This window comes from Dactylosporangium sp. CS-033363 (assembly GCF_050942475.1).
Taxonomy (GTDB): Bacteria; Actinomycetota; Actinomycetes; order Mycobacteriales; family Micromonosporaceae; genus Dactylosporangium.
Genome location: NZ_CP192032.1, coordinates 9,588,198 through 9,604,145, shown reverse-complemented (window position 1 = coordinate 9,604,145; position 15,948 = coordinate 9,588,198). Strand labels below are relative to the sequence as shown.

The following is a 15,948-nucleotide window of genomic DNA, read 5'->3' as shown; positions in this document are numbered from 1 at the left end:
TTCCCGGTCGCCCTCGAACAGAGGGGATGCACGATCCCGCGTAGCTCAATTGGCAGAGCAGCCGGCTGTTAACCGGCAGGTTATAGGTTCGAGTCCTATCGCGGGAGCCAGTTCGACGGACTTCAGGCCTCCTCGGAGGCCTTTTTCGCGCCCCGCCCTGTTCCGGGGCGGCATTGCACTTGCGCGGCTCGGTAAGCTTGCGACGCTCGGGGCGGTAGCTCAGCAGGTTAGAGCTGGGGACTCATAATCCCTTGGTCGCGGGTTCGAGTCCCGCCCGCCCCACTCTATTCCTGGATAGGCGGGGGAGGCTCCGCCTCCACCCGCACCCCCTCACGAGCTACAACTCAGGCGTCAGGCCGCGCGGGGCTGAGCGGTCCCGCAGGGGCGCACAGGCCGCCAAGGGTGCCCTCGAAGCCGGCGAGGCCCGTCTCGCTGCGGATCGCCTTGTCGTCATGCGGGGCCGGGGTGGCGTAGGTAGGCCAGGACGGCGAGCACCCGCCGGTGGCCGTCGTCGGACTCGGTGAGGTCGAGTTTGAGCAGCAGGTGCCGGACGTGGCCCTCGACGGTGCGTTCGCTGACGACCAGGCGGCGGGCGATCGCCGGGTTGTTGAGGCCCTCCGCCATCAGCGCGAGGACGTGCCGTTCGCGCTCGGACAGGACGGCCAGGGGGTCGTCGCGGCGGGTGGCGAGCAGGGAGGCGACCACGTGGGGGTCGAGGGCGGAACCGCCGGCCGCGACCCGGTGGGCGGCCGCCAGGAACTCCTCGACGTCGAGGACTCGGTCCTTGAGCAGGTAGCCGAAGCCCGGGCGGCCGACCAGGGCCACCGCGTGCGTGGCGATGACGTGCTGCGACAGGACGAGGACGCCGACCTCCGGGTGGGTCTGCTTGATCTCTCGGGCGGCCCGCAGGCCCTCGTCGGTGAACGTCGGGGGCATGCGAACGTCGGCCACCACGAGGTCGGGGCGGTGCCGGCCGGTCGCGGCGGTCAGGGCCTCGGCGTCGCCCACGGCGGCGACGACCTCGTGGCCGCGGTCGGTGAGCAGTCGCACCAGGCCGTCGCGGAGCAGCACCTGGTCCTCGGCGATCACGACCCGCATGGCAGCTCCGCGGTGATCGTGGTGCCGGCGCCCGAGCGGCTCTCGACCAGCAGCCGGCCGCCGTGGGCCGCCACCCGGTCGGCCAGGCCGCGCAGGCCGGAGCCGCGGTCCGGCTCGGCGCCACCGGTGCCGTTGTCGCGCACGGTCAGCAGGAGCCGGCCGTCGCGGCGGCCGGTGGTCAGCTCGATGCCCCGGGCGCCCGAGTGTTTCACCGCGTTGGTGAGGGCTTCGCAGACCACGAAGTAGGCGGTCGCCTCGACGTCGTCGGGGTAGCGGTCCGGGCCGATGCGGACGGTGACCGGCAGGGGCGTGCGGGCGGCCAGTTCGCGCAGCGCCGCGTCGAGGCCGTCGTCGAGCTGGGCCGGGCGCATGCCCTGCGCCAGGTCGCGCAGTTCGGCGATCGCCGTGCTCAGCTCCGCCACGACGGCGTCCAGGGACTGGCGCGCGGCCTGGTCGGCGGTGGCGAACTGCAGGTTGCGCAGCGCCAGGCCGATGCTGACCAGCCGCTGCTGGGCTCCGTCGTGCAGGTCTCGCTCCAGGCGCCGGCGCTCCTCGTATCCGGCGGCCACGATCCGGGCCCGGGAGGCCTCCACCTCCGTCAGCTGCCGGCGCAGGGCGACCCGAAGGCGGCCGATCTCGACCGCCAGGCCGGCCCGCTCGACCACCTCGACGACCAGCCGCACGGCGTCGTCGGGCGTTCCGGCGGCGTAGCCGAGCACCGCCAGCGGCGTGCCGGCCCGTTCGACGATCCGGTGCACCTGGCCGCCGGGCCCGCCGGCGGGGTCAGGGTCGCCCAGCTCGCCGGCGGGGTCGGGGTCGCCCAGCTCGCCGGCGGGGTGCTGGCCGCCGGGCTCGCCGGCCGGGTCCGGGTCGCCCGGCTCGAGGTACCGCAGCCGCAGTTCTTCCTGGCCGGTGACGGAGCGCAGCAGGTCCTCGAGGGCCTCCGGGTCGGCCGTGCCCGCGCGCAGGCCGGCCATGAACGCGTCGATGCGGGCGAACGCCTGGTAGCGGGCCGGGCGGAAGCGGCGGTCGACGGCCAGCTGAATCCGGGTTCGCAGCGGCCGGAACGCGACGGCGCCGGCCAGGGTGGCGCCCGCGGTCGCCCAGGGTGAGCCGCGGCCGCCGACGAGGGCGCCGATGACGTACGCGGTGCTCAGGTAGGCGGCGGCGAGCAGCACGGTGAGCAGGCCGTAGACGACCGTCCGGTTGACGATGACGTCGATGTCGTACAGGCGGTACCGCAGGATCGCCACGCAGATCGCGGCCGGCAGGGCGGTGACGACGACGGCGATGGCCAGCTGCACCGCGACGCTGTCGTTGTACAGGAAGATGGCCAGCGGGCCGGCGATCGCGAGCAGGACGACCACGTAGGTCACCCACTTCAGCTGCTGCCGCTCGATGCCCGTGGACCGGCGGTACCGCACGACCAGCACGGCGATCGCGCTCACCAGCGTCGCGCTGAACAGCATCTGGCCGGCGAGGTACACGGAGCCGAAACCGGCGATCGCGTGCGGGTTGCGCCCGGAGCGGTACATCGGGTCGTTGTCGTGGCCGAGCGCGGCGCCCGCCGCCATGAGCGCGGCCGACACCACGCCGGCCCACACGAGCGCGCGCCGGCCGCGGCCGATCCCGTGCCCGGTCGGGAACAGGGTGAGCACGATGGCGGTGCAGCCGATGCCGAGCATGTTGGTCCAGTTGCCGAGCCACTCGATCACGTCGGCGGCCGGCCATCCGGGATGCTTGCCGTACCCCTCCGCGAACTCGACCCAGGCCGCCACGGTGCCCATGCCGAGCAGGATCCAGCCGAGCGGGTTGGCGCGCTGGTACGACGCGATGAAGGCGCCGGCGAGCGCGAGGGCCACCGCGTTGAGCGGATACAGGACCGTGTCGAACAGCGGCTCGCGGCCCATCGACACCGGCCCGGACGCGGCGGCGACGAGCACGGCGAGCGCCAGAAGCGCCGCCGGCCACCGCTGCATCCGGAATCGGGTCATGCGGCGATGCTCGCAAGGCGCGGTCCGGCTCACAAGGGTGCCTGCACCTGTTGTGGTTCAGGTGTCTGCGCCCTGGTCCGGGGCCGGCGTGGCGGGCGAGGGTGAGCGCATCACTTCGAACCGAAGGAGCCTCGGATGGACCGGACCCGGGCGAGCGCCGTCGCCGCCCTGCTGATCACCGCATTCGCCGTCGTGTACGCCGGCGGCTCGGCCGTCGCCGGCTGGGAGCCCCGGCTGGGCTGGCTCCTGCAGACCGTCATCCACCTCGGCGAGCTGGCGGCCGTCGCCGCCCTGGCGCTCTCGTCCGCCGGGGCGCTGGGCCGGGCCGGGCGCATCGGGCTCGCCGCCGCGGCCGCCGGGCAACTCGCGATCGCCGCGGCCGAGGTCGTCTGGCCGCACAGTGCGGACGTCGGCGACGTGCTGTTCGCCGTCTCGCCGCTGCTGACCGGGGCCGGCCTGGTCGTCGCCGGCGCGGTGGTCGCCCGCGCGGGTGCGTGGTCCGGAGCCGCGCGGTGGCTGCCGCTGGCGCTCGGCCTGTACACCCTGCTGGTCCTGATCCCGGCGATGGCCGGCTCCGGTGGCCCGCCCGCGCCGCTCGCGCTGTGGGCGATCGCCGGCTGGGACCTGCTGTGGCTGCTGGTGGCCGCGGCCGTGCTGGTCCGGTCCCGGGCGGAGGGCGCCGCGCCGGCGAGCCGGCCGGGTGCGGCGCGGGTCACGGTGCGCTGACGACGACCTTGCCCAGCGCGTGGCCCTCGCCGACCCGGGTGAGGGCCGCCGGGACCTCGTCGAGCGTGAAGACGCGGTCCACGTGGATCTTGAGTTCCGCCGCCACGCACCGCTGGGCGACCGGCTCGAAATGGGCCGGTCCCTCCCGCACGGCGAGCACCCCGAGCCGCCGGCCCGTGGCGAGGCCGGCCAGCGAGCCGACCGTCAGGACCCGCAGCAGCGTGGACACCGAGCCGCCCACGCACCGGTAGCGGCCGCCCGGGGCCAGGGCCCGGCGATACGCGAACACCGACCGGTGCGCCACCAGGTCGAGGATGAGGTCGTACGGGCCGTGGCGGGTGAAGTCGTCGCGCCGGTAGTCGAGCACCTCGTCGGCGCCCACCAAGCGCATGAAGTCGAGTTTGCCCGAGTTGTCCACGCCGGTGACGTGGGCGCCGAGCTGTTTGGCCAGTTGGATGGCGAACGCGCCCGAGCCGCCGCCCGCGCCGTTGATCAGGACTTTCTGGCCGGGCGTGACGCCGGCCGTTCCCTGGTGGGCGATCACGCCCGCCTGCGGGATGGTGGACGCCTCGATGAAGGTCAGGCCCGGAGGCTTCAGGGCCAGCGCTGACGAAGGGGCCACCGCGTACTCCGCGAACCCGCCCTTGAGCGCCAGGTTGTCGCCGTACACCTCGTCGCCGGGGCTGAAGCCGGTCACGGAAGGGCCCACCGCGGCGACCCAGCCCGCGATGTCCGAGCCGAGCGTCGGGCGGGCGGGGGTGCGCAGGCCGCCGATCCGGGAGTACAACGGCGTGCCGCGCAGGGTCTCCCAGTCGCTCAGGTTGATCGACGTGGCCGCGATCTTGACGAGCACCTGGCCGGCCGAAGGGGTCGGGACGGGGACGGTGTCCAGGCGCAGGACGTCCGGGGGTCCGTAGCGGTCGTACACGACTGCCCTCACCCCTGTCTGTGTAGCACCCCCGGGCAATGCGATTGAGACGCAGATCAACAGCGGCGGGCAAGCGGGCGCAGTAGCGTGACGGGTGTGCTGACAAAAGGTGACCTCACCAGCGCGGACCTTCGCGAGCTGCGGGAGTCTGCGCTCGGTGCCGCCGATCCGCTCGGGGTCGCGGCCGAGCTCGTCGCGGCCGTCGATGCCGGGCGGCTGGCCGATCCGCAGGACGCCGGGCTCGCCCTGGTGCTTGCCGCTGAGATCGCGGAGAGCCGGAGCAAGCTCGACGCGGCGCTGCGGTACGTCGATCGGGCCGTCGAGGCGTACGCGACGCGGGACGACAGCGAGGCCGGTTCCGCTCGGGCGCTGCGGGCCCGGATCCTGTTCCGGGCCGGGCGCGAGGACGAGGCGATGGCCGCGCTGGAGCCGCTGCGGCCGCTGCTCGGGCAGTACCCCGATGCCGCCGCCTACCTCAGTGCCGCCCTTGCCGTCGGCGGGCGGCATCTCGTGGCCGAGGAGTGGCTGACCGAGGCGGTGCAGGAGGCGCTCGGCGAGCGTACCGCCGAGCCGCGCAACCCCGAGGACGCCGGGCTGCTGTTCTTCCTGCTGCAGCAGCGGCATCGGATCCGGCACGCCATCGGGCGGCAGCACGACGCGAACGACAACCTGGCCGAGCGGCTGGAGAGCAAGCTGGCCCAGGCCGGTCCCACCGCCGAGGCCGGCGAGCTGCTGTTCTTCCCGCAGGCGGAGTTCGAGCGCCTGGTGAAGCTGACCGACGCGTTCGGCGCCGACTGGGACGAGCACCGGGCGCGGCTGGAGCGCGAGCTGGTCAGTACACCCGGGAAGGCCCTTCTGACCGCGTCGGTCGACGGGCTGGCCAGATTCGCGGGCAAGGACGGCGACCTGGCCGACCCGAAGACGCGGGCGGGCTACGCGAAGGGCCTGACCGCACGGATCAGCTGGCCGCCGGAGCGCAACGGGGCGTGCTGGTGCGGCTCCGGCAACAAGTACAAGAAGTGCTGCCTGCCAAGATCACGCTAACCAGTCCAGTGCGGCGCCGTACGCCGCCATGACCGATACGTGGCCGTCGTCCGGCCGTGGCCAGCGGGTCGCGGCCGGCACCAGCGCCATGAGTCGCGCGGCGTGGCCGGCGGGCACCATCCGGTCCTGGTCGCCATGGACGATCAGCACCGGTACCGCGATGCTCGCCGGATCGAAGCCCCACGGTGACACGTACGCGATGTCGTCGTCGACCTGTCCGCCGGGGCCGGACTCGGCGGCCCGCCCCGCGTCCTCGCCCAGGGCGCCCCACGGGCCCTTCAGGGTTTCCCAGTCCGCGTCGGTGAAGACCGCGGGGTTGAACTCCGCGTGCTCCGCGTGGCGCAGGCGCGCCTCGCGACCCTCGAGCGCGGCGCGCAGGGCACGGTCGTCGGCCATACCCGCGAAGAACGACTCGTCCGTGTACGGCGCGAGCCCGGCGAACGTGGCCGCCGCGGTCACCCGGCCGGGGAGCAGCGCGGCGCAGGCGAGCGCGTGCGGGGAGCCGCCGGACGCGCCCATGACCGCGAAGCGCTCGACCCCGAAGGCGTCCGCGACGGCCGCGGCGTCGGCGGCGGCGGACGCGACGTCCCGCCCCGGCCGCGGCGTCGACCCGCCGTAGGCCGGCCGCGCGTACGTCACCATGCGCAGGCCCCGCTCCTGCGCGGCGGCGAGCTGCGGGGCCAGGAGCGCCCCGGTGTGCGGCGTGCCGTGGTGCCAGAACACGACCGGGCCGCCGCCCTCGCTGTCGTACGCCCGCAGCGTCCGCCCGTCGCCCGCCTGCACATCCCGTGAGATCACCATGTGTCGATCATAACCTCGCGCTTGTGTACCTTGACGGTTACGTACCCGGCTTGATACATACATAAGCGTGGAAGCTGTGCTGCAGGCCCTCTCCGACGGCCACCGGCGGATGATCCTGGATGCCCTGACGCGGGGCCCGGCCTCCGCGGGTGAGCTGGCCGGCCTGGTGCCGATCGCGCGGCCGGGCGTGTCCCGGCACCTGCGCGTGCTGCGCGAGGCCGGCCTCGTCGAGGTGCGCCCGGAGGCGCAGCGGCGCGTCTACAGCCTCCGCCTCGAGCCCCTCACCGAGCTCGATGACTGGTTGAGTCGATACCGGGCCCTGTGGCAGCAGCGGATGGACGCCCTGCACACCGAGGTCGCCCGGGGCAAACGCGAGCGAAGGAGCACCGCATGACCACGCAGACCCGCATCCTGGGCACCCTGCACACCGCCGACGGCAAGGGCGTCGTACGCGTCCAGGACCGCTTCGACGGCACCGTCGACAACCTGTGGTCGGCGCTGACCGACCCCGCCCGGCTGGGCCGCTGGCTCGGCGAGTTCGCCGGCGACCTGCGGCTGGGCGGCACGTTCCGGGCGCGGTTCTTCGCCAGCGAGTGGCAGGGCACCGGCCGCGTCGACGTGTGCGAACCGCCGCACCGCCTGGCGGTGACCACCCGCGACGCAGAGGGCGGCGAGGAGCACGTCATCGAGGCCACCCTGACCGCCGACGGCGACGGCACCGTGGTGACCTTCGAGGAGCGCGGCGTGCCGGTGGGGCTGCTCCCGGCGTACGGCGCGGGCGTGCAGATCCACCTCGAGGATTTCGGCGCCCACCTGGCCGGCCGCGAACGCTGCGACGCGCGGGCGCGCTGGCAGGAACTGCACCCCGCCTACGCGGCAGCAGTGGAGCCGCCCGCATCCGCGTGACAACGGTCGGCGCAGCCGCTTCCACCAGTCAGCCGAGTCGATATTGGCAGAGCAACCGATGGGTGCCGGGTAACGCTCGGCTACGCTGCGTTTGCCGTTAGTCTCGAAGGCCGCTTGGAGGCTCAGTTGACTGCAGTTCCACCGGTGTCGTCCGCGGCGTCGAAACTCGTGGCGCTGGCGATCCTCCAAGTCAACTCCGACACGAACCGCACGACGTACATGGACAACTTCGTGCCGTTCGTGTCGCACGCACTGGCCGGCCTCGGCGGCCACGCGGACGGGTACGCCCCGCTCAGCACCGCGATTCGCCAGCAGTTCGGCCTGCATGTGCCCGAGGGCGCGATTCGCAGCATCGTCGACCGCATGCGGCGCAAGAACATGGTCGTCGGTACGGCCGAGTCCATCGACTTCGTCGGCGGCCCGCCCAACGGGCTCGACAAGGCGACGAGTGAGTTCGAGCGAAAAGAGCGGGTGTTCCTGCGGACGTTCAGGGAATACGCGGCGCAGCGGACCATCACCGTCACCGACGAGCAGGCGACCGCGGCGCTGCTGCGGTTCGTCGAGACGCACGGCGTCAACATCCTGCGTGAGCGCATCGGCACGGCCCATCCGGACCCGGGTCAGGAGGTGGTCCCGGCCGATCCCGAGCCGGTCCCCGACGGCGACGCGGCCGACGTGCTCGACGACGAGCTCGTGGAGCCGGAGCCGCCGGAGCCGGCCGCCGACGAGCTGGACGTGGCCCTCGCGCTGTTCATCCGCCAGCTCATCGACGACGACGATCCGCTGGCCGAGCACGTCATCGCCTGGGTGCAGGGCATGATGCTCTCGTCGTCGCTCTACCAGGGCGACGAGGTGATCAAGCCCTTCGAGAACGCCACCGTCTACCTCGACACGCGCGTGCTCTTCCGGGCGCTGGGGCTGTCCGGCGAGGAGTTCAAGAACGCCACGCTGCCGACGCTCGAGCTCGCCAAGAGCGCCAAGGCGAAGCTGGGCTGCTTCGCCCACACCATCGAGGAGATGCAGGACATCCTGTACGCGATCGCCATGACGATGCGCTCGGCGCGCCGGGCGGAGCAGATTCAGGAGGTCGAGCGGTACATCTTCAGCCGTCCCGAACTCACCGACCGGGACGTGTTCCGGCTGTCGGACGAGTTGCCCGATCTCGTCACGGCGCTCGGCGTCGAGGTGGTCGACAAGCCCACGTACGAGGAATACCAGTACCAGACCGACGAGGACGATTTCCGGACCGTGATCCGGCAGACCATCGGCCCCAAGATGCGCGAGACCGCCGTCGATCGCGACATCGATTCGATCACGAGCGTCTACCGGCTCCGGCGCGGCGCGACAATGCGCTCGCTCGAGCGGTGCGCGGCCCTGTTCGTGACCACCAGCTCCGGCCTCGTCCGGGCGGCCCGGCTGCATTTCGGCACGAAGCACCGCGAGGTTCCGCTCGCGATGGTGGAGAGCCGGTTCCAGACGACGGTGTGGCTGAAGAATCCGATCAAGGTGGACGCCTCGTTCCCGCGGGCTCAGGTGATCGCGCACTGCTATGCCGCGCTGCAGCCCACGGAATTCCTGTGGAGCGCGTACCTCTCCAAGATCGACGAGTTCACCCGGCAACGGAAGAATCCCGAGGCCGACTTCATCTACCTGCGCTACTCCGAGTCGGCCCGCGATGCGCTGATGGACCTCACGCTCGGCAACCCGGACCTGCTCACGCAGGAGTCGCTGATGCGGATTCTCGACAACCGCGACGACGCGATCCTCGAACCGCTCCGGGCGAAGATCGTCGAGCTGGAGGAGCAGGCGGCCAGGCTGACCCTGCTGCTGTCGGACGTGGACAGTGCGCGCTTCAACGCGGAACAGACGAGCAAGGGGCATCAGGACCAGATCGAGGCCCTCACCGACGAGATCCTGAAGCTCAAGAGCAAGCAGCGCGCGGCCGCCCGGCACGCGAACCGGGTCGCCAAGACCGCGCCGCCGGCCGGCAAGAACAAGCCGGCGGCGGCCGTGAAGGCGGAGGCGGCCGAGCCGGCGCCGGTGGTTCCCGCGCCCGTGCCCGTGCAGACGGACTCCAAGCGCATCGACGCGCTGATCGAGATGATGGTGGCCGGCAAGGTGCGCGGCCGGATGGCGTGGATCGTCGCCGTCGGCACCCTCGTGCTGGCCGCCACGGTCGTCGTCGTGGCCAAACCCGACGCGAAGTACCTGGACTTCATGCCCGGCTGGGTCAAGTGGGTGTTCATCGGCGTCGGCGGGGCGCTCAGCCTGCTGAGCCTGCTGACCGGCTGGAGCCTGAAGCACACGACCGGCTACCTGCGAAAGCGCATCGAGAAGCGGGTGCGGCGGCAGATGCCCGAGTGACCGGTTGATTCGCGGCGGCGGGGTTTTGCAACCGAGCGGCACGTTATTTGTGTAGCCAATCGGTTACTGAGGGTGGCGGCATCTGCTCCATCCCATGATTGGAGGGCGCCGTCATGCGCGTCCCGTTCAGTGTCAAGGCCTGTGCCGCCGCGGTCGTACTCGCCGCCGCCACCACCGCCGCGGCCGCGCCCGCGCAGGCGGCCGCGGGGGATCTGTCGTCGATGGACAGGGCGTTCCTCGACGGCGCCGGGCACGGTGGTGCCTACGAGGTCCAGGGCGGCCGGCTCGCGGTCGACCGGGCGGCCGACTCGGGGGTGCGGTCGTTCGGGCAGCGAATGGTCGCCGACCATACGAAGGCGGGCGACAAGCTCGCCGCGCTCGCCGAGGATCTCGGCGCCAGTGTCCCGAAGTCGCCCGACAGCGTGCAGCGCAACATCATCGAGATCTGGTCGGGGCTGAAGGGGGCCGATTTCGACTGTTCGTATGCGCCCGCGGCGTACGCCGATCACGTGGCCACCGTCGGGCTGTTCGAACGGGAGGTCGCCGACGGGCAGAACGCGCGGCTGATGGCGTTCGCCCGCGACGCGTTGCCCACGTTGCGCACGCACCGCGGGATGGCCGCCATGAATGTCGACGGGCTTGCGTGCGGTACCGGAAACAGCAATGACGTGCCGGTGGTCCATCCGACGCCCACCTGGACGCACCGGCCCGGACCCGGCCCGTGGCCGACGATGCGGCCGACGCACCGCCCGCCGCACCACCCGACCATGCGGCCCACGATGCGGCCCACCAGGTGGCCCACCATGCGGCCGCCGCACCGCACCCCGACGGCGACGCCGACCGCGACCAGGACCGGACGGCCGACGGCGCGCCCGACGCGCCATCCCACGATGCCGGTGACCATCCCGCTCCCGACGAACGTGCCATAAGCGTTCATGTCGTACGGCCCGGGGCTCGCTCGAGCGGCCCCGGGCCATCGAGCGCGGACGACGGAAGGTGTTTAGGCAGGTCGATGGCCGGTGCCCCCACGGCGCCGGAATTCTGGTGCATCATGTGCGAGCGGCGCGCGGCGAAGCGCCGCACCTCCACCCCTTTTCATCAGGAGCGCACATGCGTCAGCATGCCCTGCGCCGTCCGCTGCTCCCCGCAGCGCTGACGGTCACGATCGCCGCCCTCACCCTGGTTCCGATCAGCCCCGCGCTCGCCGCGACCGGCACATCCACCATCACCGGTCACCTCACCGACGCCGCCGGGCACCCCGCCGCCGGCGCGTTCGTCTGGGCGCAGACGAACGACATGAGCTCCACCGGCTCGGCGACCACCGACGCCGACGGCGCCTACACGATCCCGAACATGGCCGCCGCGGACTACCGGATGAGCTTCCGGCCGGACGGCGGCGGGTTCGCCCAGTGGGCGCACCAGAAGACCAGTTACGGCTGGGCCGACCCGATCACCGTGGGCGCGGGAGCCACAGTGGTCGTCGACGAGCAGCTGCTCCCGACCGGGTTCATCACCGGCAACCTGCTCAACCGCGACGGCACCCCGGCGACGGGCTCGGTGACCGCCAACTCCTCGCCCGAGAACTTCTACATCGACTCGCGCAGCCTGCAACTGGACGGGACGTACCGGTTCGAGCTGCCGGTCGGCGCGTACAAGCTGCAGTTCGGGGTGCAGAACGCGTTCAGCCAGTGGAACGGCGGCGCGCTGACCTTCGAGACGGCGGCGCCGATCCAGCTCGCCGCCGGGCAGACGGTCGAGCTGCACGACACGGTGCTGCCGACCGGTTCGATCGGCGGCAGGCTCACGAACGCCGACGGCTCGCCGGCCGCCGGGGCCAGCGTGTCGGTGCGCACCCAGGACTACAGCCTGTACTCCTACGGGACCACCGACGCCGACGGCCGGTACCGCATCGACAACCTGCTGCTGGCCGAGTACATCGTCGGGTTCTCCGGGCCGAACTCCGTGACGCAGTACGCGCACGGCAAGCTCGACCCGGACGCCGCGCAGAAGTTCGCGGTGACCGACGGACGGGTGACCGCGGTCGACGAGCAGTTCCTGCCCACCGGCACGGTGCGGTTCGTGGCCCACGACGCGACGTCGGGCGCGCCGATCTCCGGCTTCTGCGCGTGGTACTTCGGCACGTCGAGCTTCGGCAACTGCGCCGACGGCACCGAGCTCGTCCTGAACGACGTGTTCATCGGGCAGTACAACTTCGACGTGAACATCGACGACCGCCAGCACTTCAACATTCCCAACGCGGCGGTGACCGTCACCGCCGGGCAGACGACGACCTACGACGCCGCGATGCGCCGCGGCGCCTCGATCACCGCCCGGATGGTCAAGCGCGACGGCGGGGCGGCCACCGACGGCTGCGTGCAGGCCGCGCGGGTCGGCGACGTGTTCTCCTGGTCGGAGTACGGCTTCTGCTCCGACTGGCAGCCGGACCCGGTGACCGGCTCCGTGGTGATCGGCCCGCTCGAGCCGGGCGCGTACTCGGTGATCGCCAAGCCGCGCGACACGGCGCTGGGCCTGCAGTGGCTCGGCAACGGCGGCGGCACCGGCGACCGGGACACCGCGGCGCAGTTCACCGTCGCGGTCGGGGACAACCTGCAGCTGCCGAAGGTGCGCTTCGACAAGGCCGGCACGATCCAGGGCAAGGTGACCGACGCGGCGACCGGCGCGCCATTGCCGTACGCGTGCGTCTGGGTCGTGGCGCTGAGCTCGACCTTCGGCGGCTCCGGGGACTGCCCGGTGTCGGCGGGCGCGGACGGGACGTACACCATCAGCGGCGTCGGCCCGTACGCCTGGCCGGTGGAGTCCGCGTACGGGCGGTACCAGTGGCGCTGGTCGGGCAATGCGGTCGACCGCCACGACGCGGAGAAGGTGACGGTCAAGGCCGGCAAGACGGCCAAGGCCAACCTCAAGATGCGCACCGGCGGCGGCACCGTCACCGGCATCGTGCGGGACGCGAACGGCCACCAGGCGGACGTCCTGGTGACCGCGTTCAGCTCGGTGACCGGCGAGCCGGTGCAGTTCATCGGCGGCCGGTACACGCCTGAGGGCCAGCCGGCCGGCACGTACACGATCGCCAACATCGCGCCGCAGAACGTCAAGCTGCGCTGGGTGACCAACGACGGCCGCAGCGGCTGGATCGGCGGGGCCGACTTCGCCCACGCCCAGCCGGTGCAGATCCGCAACAACAAGACGACGACGGTGAACATCACCGTGTCGTAACGCACACCGACGGCCGGGGTCCGCTGCGCGCGGGCTCCGGCCGTCGCCGTCGTGCTCGGTACGCTCGGACGCATGGATCGTCCGGAGGTCCGGGACCTCGTGTACTTCGTCGCGGTGGCCGAGCACCGCCACTTCGGCCGGGCCGCCGAGAAGCTGGGCATCGCGCAGCCCCCGCTGTCGCGCGCGATCAGCCGCCTGGAGCGCCGGATGGGCGTCCGGCTGTTCGAGCGCACCAGCCGCCGCGTCGACCTGACCCCGGCCGGCGAGGTGTTCCTGCGGGAGAGCAGCCGCGTTCTCGACGCTCTCGACGGAGCCGTCAGCCGTACCCAACGCGCCGCCCGCCCGCGCCGCTTGATCCTCGCGGCCCCGGCCGGCACCGACGTCGGCCTGCTCGCCGAGGTGCTGGCGGCGTACCGGCGGGAGGCACAGGCCGTACACGTGGAGGTGCTCTTCACGACGGAACAGGGCGCGGCCGTGCGCGCCGGGAACGCCGACGCCGCCTTCATGTGCAGCAGCGACGACCTCGACGCGCTCGACTCGGCCGACCTGCTCGACGAGACCCCGGTCGCGCTGCTGCCGGCCGCCCACCCGCTCGCCGCCCGGACCGCCCTCACGCTGCCCGACCTCGAGGCCGACGCCCGCTACCGCGCGCAGCCCCCGCCGGTCGGCCACGACGAGCTCCTCGACCGCGTCGCCCTCGGCGAGCTCGTGGTCCTCACCGGCGCGAGCGCGGCCCGCCGCCTGGGCGCGTCGGTCGTGGCCGTGCCGGTGCAGGGCGTCCCGGCCAACCGCATCGTCCTCGCCTGGCCGCACAACTCCCGCTCGGACGCCCTGGCCGGCTTCGTCGCCACCGCCCGCGCGGTCGCGGGCGCGGTCAGAGCTGGTTGACCCCACCGTCGACGAGCAGCTCAATGCCCGTGATGTAACTGCTCTCGCCCGAGGCCAGGAACAGCGCCGCGGCCGCCTGCTCGGCCGGGTCGGCCACGCGCCCGAGCGGCACTCCCGCCGCCAGCATGGCCAAAAATGCATCGGCGTCGGTACCGGCGGGAGCGTTCCCCCGCACCATCGGCGTCTCGGTCGTGTGCGGCGCGAGCGCGTTCACCCGGATGCCGCGCTCCTTGAGCTCGGCGGCCCAGGTGCGCGTCAACGACCGCACACCGGCCTTGGCCGCGGCGTACAACCCGGCCCCGGCAATGCCCCGGCTGCCGAGCGTCGACGAGCAGAGGATGACGGACGCCTTGTCGTTGAGCAGGGGCAGCGCCTTCTGCACGGTGAACAGGGCGCTGCCGAGGTTGAGCCTTGTCGCGTGCGCGAAGTCGTCCTCGCTCACGTCGTGCAGTGGCGCCATGCTCGCTCCGCCCACGTTCGCGAACAGTACGTCGATCCGCCGCCCGTCCGCGCCGATGGTGGCGTAGAGCCGGTCCAGGTCGGCCAGGTTGGTGGCGTCGCCCTGCACGCCGGTGGCGCCGATGCTCACGACTGCGGCGTCGAGCTCGGCCTTGCGGCGCCCGGTGATGTAGACGTGCGCCCCTTCTTGCACGAAGCGCTTCGCGGTGGCGAAGCCGATACCTTCACTGGCACCGGTCACGACCGCGACCTTGCCATCGAGCAGACCCATTCCATCTCCCATGTGACTCGCGATTGCTGACGCAAGTCCACTTCGCGGCGGCCGCCCGAACAATGACCACTTCGGCAACCGGCGATGCGCGCGAGGTATCGCCGGGCCGCGCGGAACCCGGAATGGCTCGGGTGAAGAGCCGACTGTGGTCATCAGTACCCCCGCGTACGGTTGACGACCGTGACCCCGGGGGAGCGGTGGTGGGCCGGACCGCCGCCGGGCCAGGCCACCTACCTGGCCGGCGTCGATCCCGCGCTGCTCGGCGTGGCGCTCGATCCGCTGCCGCCCGACGCGCCGGCCGTCGTCCGGTTCCGCCCGGCGGCGGGGTTGCGCGTGGGAGCGTACGTCGCCGCCTTCCTCGACGCCCTGGATCAGGCCGCGCTCCGGCTGTTCCCGCGCTGGCTGCCCGGCGCCGAGCACCTCGACGGGCCCTCCGAACTCGGCCTCGCCGCCGTTCGCCTGCTCGCGGCCACGGTCGCGGCCCGCTCGGATCGCTTCGGGCCGTTCCTCGCGGCCACCGCGGAACGGGCCCTGCGCGGCGATCCGGCGCAGGAGCGGCCGCGGTTTCCCTCCGAGGTACGGGCGCGCGGCCTCGCCGGCATCATCTGCGACGCCTACGACCGCACGTCGACGGCGGTCCTCATCGACGTGCCGGCCGGCCTGACCGCGGACGACGAACGCGCGCTGGCCGCGGCCGCGGAGTGGCTCGCCGAGCACGGGCGGTTCACGGTCTGGCTCGCCGGCCCGCCGCTGCGCAACGTGGATCGGATCCCCTCGCTCCGGGTCGCGCTGCCCGAGTACCTCAACCGGCTCGCCGCGGAGCCCGGACCCTTTGCAGGCCCGGAGCCGCCGCTGCTGACGTACCCGCCGCTGTCCGGCCTGCCGCGCGCGGACAGCGCCGCCGAGCAGGCGCTGGAACGGGCCCTCGCGCCACACGACTGGGCTCGCGGGCGGTGCTGGAACGAGGTGCTGGAGTGGCACGTCCTCGGCAAGGCGTACCGCGTGGACCTCTTCTGGCCCGGCGACGGCCTCGTGGTCGAGGTCGATGGCGATGACCATCGGGAGCGCTGGAAGTACGCGGACGACCGGCATCGCGACGCCCAGCTGCAGGTGCTCGGCCATGACGTTCTGCGCTTCACCAACGACCAGGTCCTGACCGATCCGCAGGCGACCGCCCTGATGATCCGGGACCTGCTGTTGCTTCGCCGCACCCCCCTCCCACAGAAATGAGGCAC

14 protein-coding genes and 2 tRNA genes are annotated in these 15,948 nt (G+C 72.6%); 11 read left to right on the top strand and 5 right to left on the bottom strand.

The window, feature by feature from the left end:
• Positions 1–34 precede the first annotated feature (34 nt).
• Both ACQPZ4_RS44250 and ACQPZ4_RS44245 read left to right on the top strand, forming a co-directional pair.
• Positions 35–110 (top strand) — tRNA-Asn (locus ACQPZ4_RS44250).
• 98 nt (positions 111–208) lie between these two features.
• A tRNA-Ile gene (locus tag ACQPZ4_RS44245) sits at positions 209–282 on the top strand.
• A gap of 168 nt (positions 283–450) precedes the next feature.
• Here ACQPZ4_RS44245 and ACQPZ4_RS44240 read toward each other — a convergent pair.
• Positions 451–1,098 carry a response regulator gene (locus ACQPZ4_RS44240; protein WP_433050487.1) on the bottom strand — a complete coding sequence of 216 codons (648 nt, stop codon included), beginning with the start codon at positions 1,096–1,098 and terminating at the stop codon, positions 451–453.
• Positions 1,086–3,092: a histidine kinase gene (locus ACQPZ4_RS44235; RefSeq protein ID WP_433050484.1), complete on the bottom strand. Its 2,007-nt coding sequence runs from the start codon at positions 3,090–3,092 to the stop codon at positions 1,086–1,088. Before ACQPZ4_RS44235 ends, ACQPZ4_RS44240 begins: the two co-directional genes overlap by 13 nt.
• 135 nt (positions 3,093–3,227) lie before the next feature.
• On the opposite strand from ACQPZ4_RS44235, the gene ACQPZ4_RS44230 reads away from it, so the two are divergent.
• Positions 3,228–3,818: a hypothetical protein gene (locus ACQPZ4_RS44230; RefSeq protein ID WP_433050481.1), complete on the top strand. Its 591-nt coding sequence runs from the start codon at positions 3,228–3,230 to the stop codon at positions 3,816–3,818.
• On the opposite strand, the gene ACQPZ4_RS44225 is transcribed toward ACQPZ4_RS44230, so the two are convergent.
• Positions 3,805–4,758: an NAD(P)-dependent alcohol dehydrogenase gene (locus tag ACQPZ4_RS44225; RefSeq protein WP_433050478.1), complete on the bottom strand. Its 954-nt coding sequence runs from the start codon at positions 4,756–4,758 to the stop codon at positions 3,805–3,807. The genes ACQPZ4_RS44230 and ACQPZ4_RS44225 overlap by 14 nt on opposite strands.
• An 84-nt stretch (positions 4,759–4,842) precedes the next feature.
• Between ACQPZ4_RS44225 and ACQPZ4_RS44220 the strand changes: the two genes are divergently transcribed.
• Complete coding sequence (locus ACQPZ4_RS44220) at positions 4,843–5,790, top strand: SEC-C metal-binding domain-containing protein (protein ID WP_433050475.1); 948 nt, start codon at positions 4,843–4,845, stop codon at positions 5,788–5,790.
• On the opposite strand, the gene ACQPZ4_RS44215 is transcribed toward ACQPZ4_RS44220, so the two are convergent.
• A complete protein-coding gene (locus ACQPZ4_RS44215) occupies positions 5,782–6,591 on the bottom strand; it encodes an alpha/beta fold hydrolase (RefSeq protein ID WP_433050472.1) in 810 nt (269 codons plus the stop codon). The genes ACQPZ4_RS44220 and ACQPZ4_RS44215 overlap by 9 nt on opposite strands.
• Positions 6,592–6,658: 67 nt before the next feature.
• On the opposite strand from ACQPZ4_RS44215, the gene ACQPZ4_RS44210 reads away from it, so the two are divergent.
• The 6 genes from ACQPZ4_RS44210 (at position 6,659) to ACQPZ4_RS44185 (ending at position 13,983) form a co-directional block, all read left to right on the top strand.
• Complete coding sequence (locus ACQPZ4_RS44210) at positions 6,659–6,985, top strand: ArsR/SmtB family transcription factor (protein ID WP_433050469.1); 327 nt, start codon at positions 6,659–6,661, stop codon at positions 6,983–6,985.
• Positions 6,982–7,497: an SRPBCC family protein gene (locus tag ACQPZ4_RS44205; RefSeq protein WP_433050466.1), complete on the top strand. Its 516-nt coding sequence runs from the start codon at positions 6,982–6,984 to the stop codon at positions 7,495–7,497. The genes ACQPZ4_RS44210 and ACQPZ4_RS44205 overlap by 4 nt, the downstream gene beginning before the upstream one ends.
• Positions 7,498–7,641: 144 nt before the next feature.
• Positions 7,642–9,861, top strand: a complete 2,220-nt coding sequence (locus ACQPZ4_RS44200; RefSeq protein ID WP_433050463.1) for a hypothetical protein — start codon at positions 7,642–7,644, stop codon at positions 9,859–9,861.
• Positions 9,862–9,974: 113 nt separating this feature from the next.
• Positions 9,975–10,790 (top strand): DUF4142 domain-containing protein, encoded by an 816-nt coding sequence (locus ACQPZ4_RS44195; protein WP_433050460.1) that lies wholly within the window; start codon positions 9,975–9,977, stop codon positions 10,788–10,790.
• Positions 10,791–10,971: 181 nt separating this feature from the next.
• Positions 10,972–13,095: a carboxypeptidase regulatory-like domain-containing protein gene (locus tag ACQPZ4_RS44190; RefSeq protein ID WP_433050457.1), complete on the top strand. Its 2,124-nt coding sequence runs from the start codon at positions 10,972–10,974 to the stop codon at positions 13,093–13,095.
• A 72-nt stretch (positions 13,096–13,167) separates the two neighbouring features.
• Positions 13,168–13,983, top strand: a complete 816-nt coding sequence (locus ACQPZ4_RS44185) for a LysR family transcriptional regulator (RefSeq protein WP_433050454.1) — start codon at positions 13,168–13,170, stop codon at positions 13,981–13,983.
• On the opposite strand, the gene ACQPZ4_RS44180 is transcribed toward ACQPZ4_RS44185, so the two are convergent.
• Positions 13,970–14,713: an SDR family NAD(P)-dependent oxidoreductase gene (locus ACQPZ4_RS44180; RefSeq protein WP_433050451.1), complete on the bottom strand. Its 744-nt coding sequence runs from the start codon at positions 14,711–14,713 to the stop codon at positions 13,970–13,972. The two genes, ACQPZ4_RS44185 and ACQPZ4_RS44180, sit on opposite strands and share 14 nt — an antisense overlap.
• 180 nt (positions 14,714–14,893) lie before the next feature.
• On the opposite strand from ACQPZ4_RS44180, the gene ACQPZ4_RS44175 reads away from it, so the two are divergent.
• Positions 14,894–15,943, top strand: a complete 1,050-nt coding sequence (locus ACQPZ4_RS44175) for an endonuclease domain-containing protein (RefSeq protein WP_433050448.1) — start codon at positions 14,894–14,896, stop codon at positions 15,941–15,943.
• Positions 15,944–15,948 lie beyond the last annotated feature (5 nt).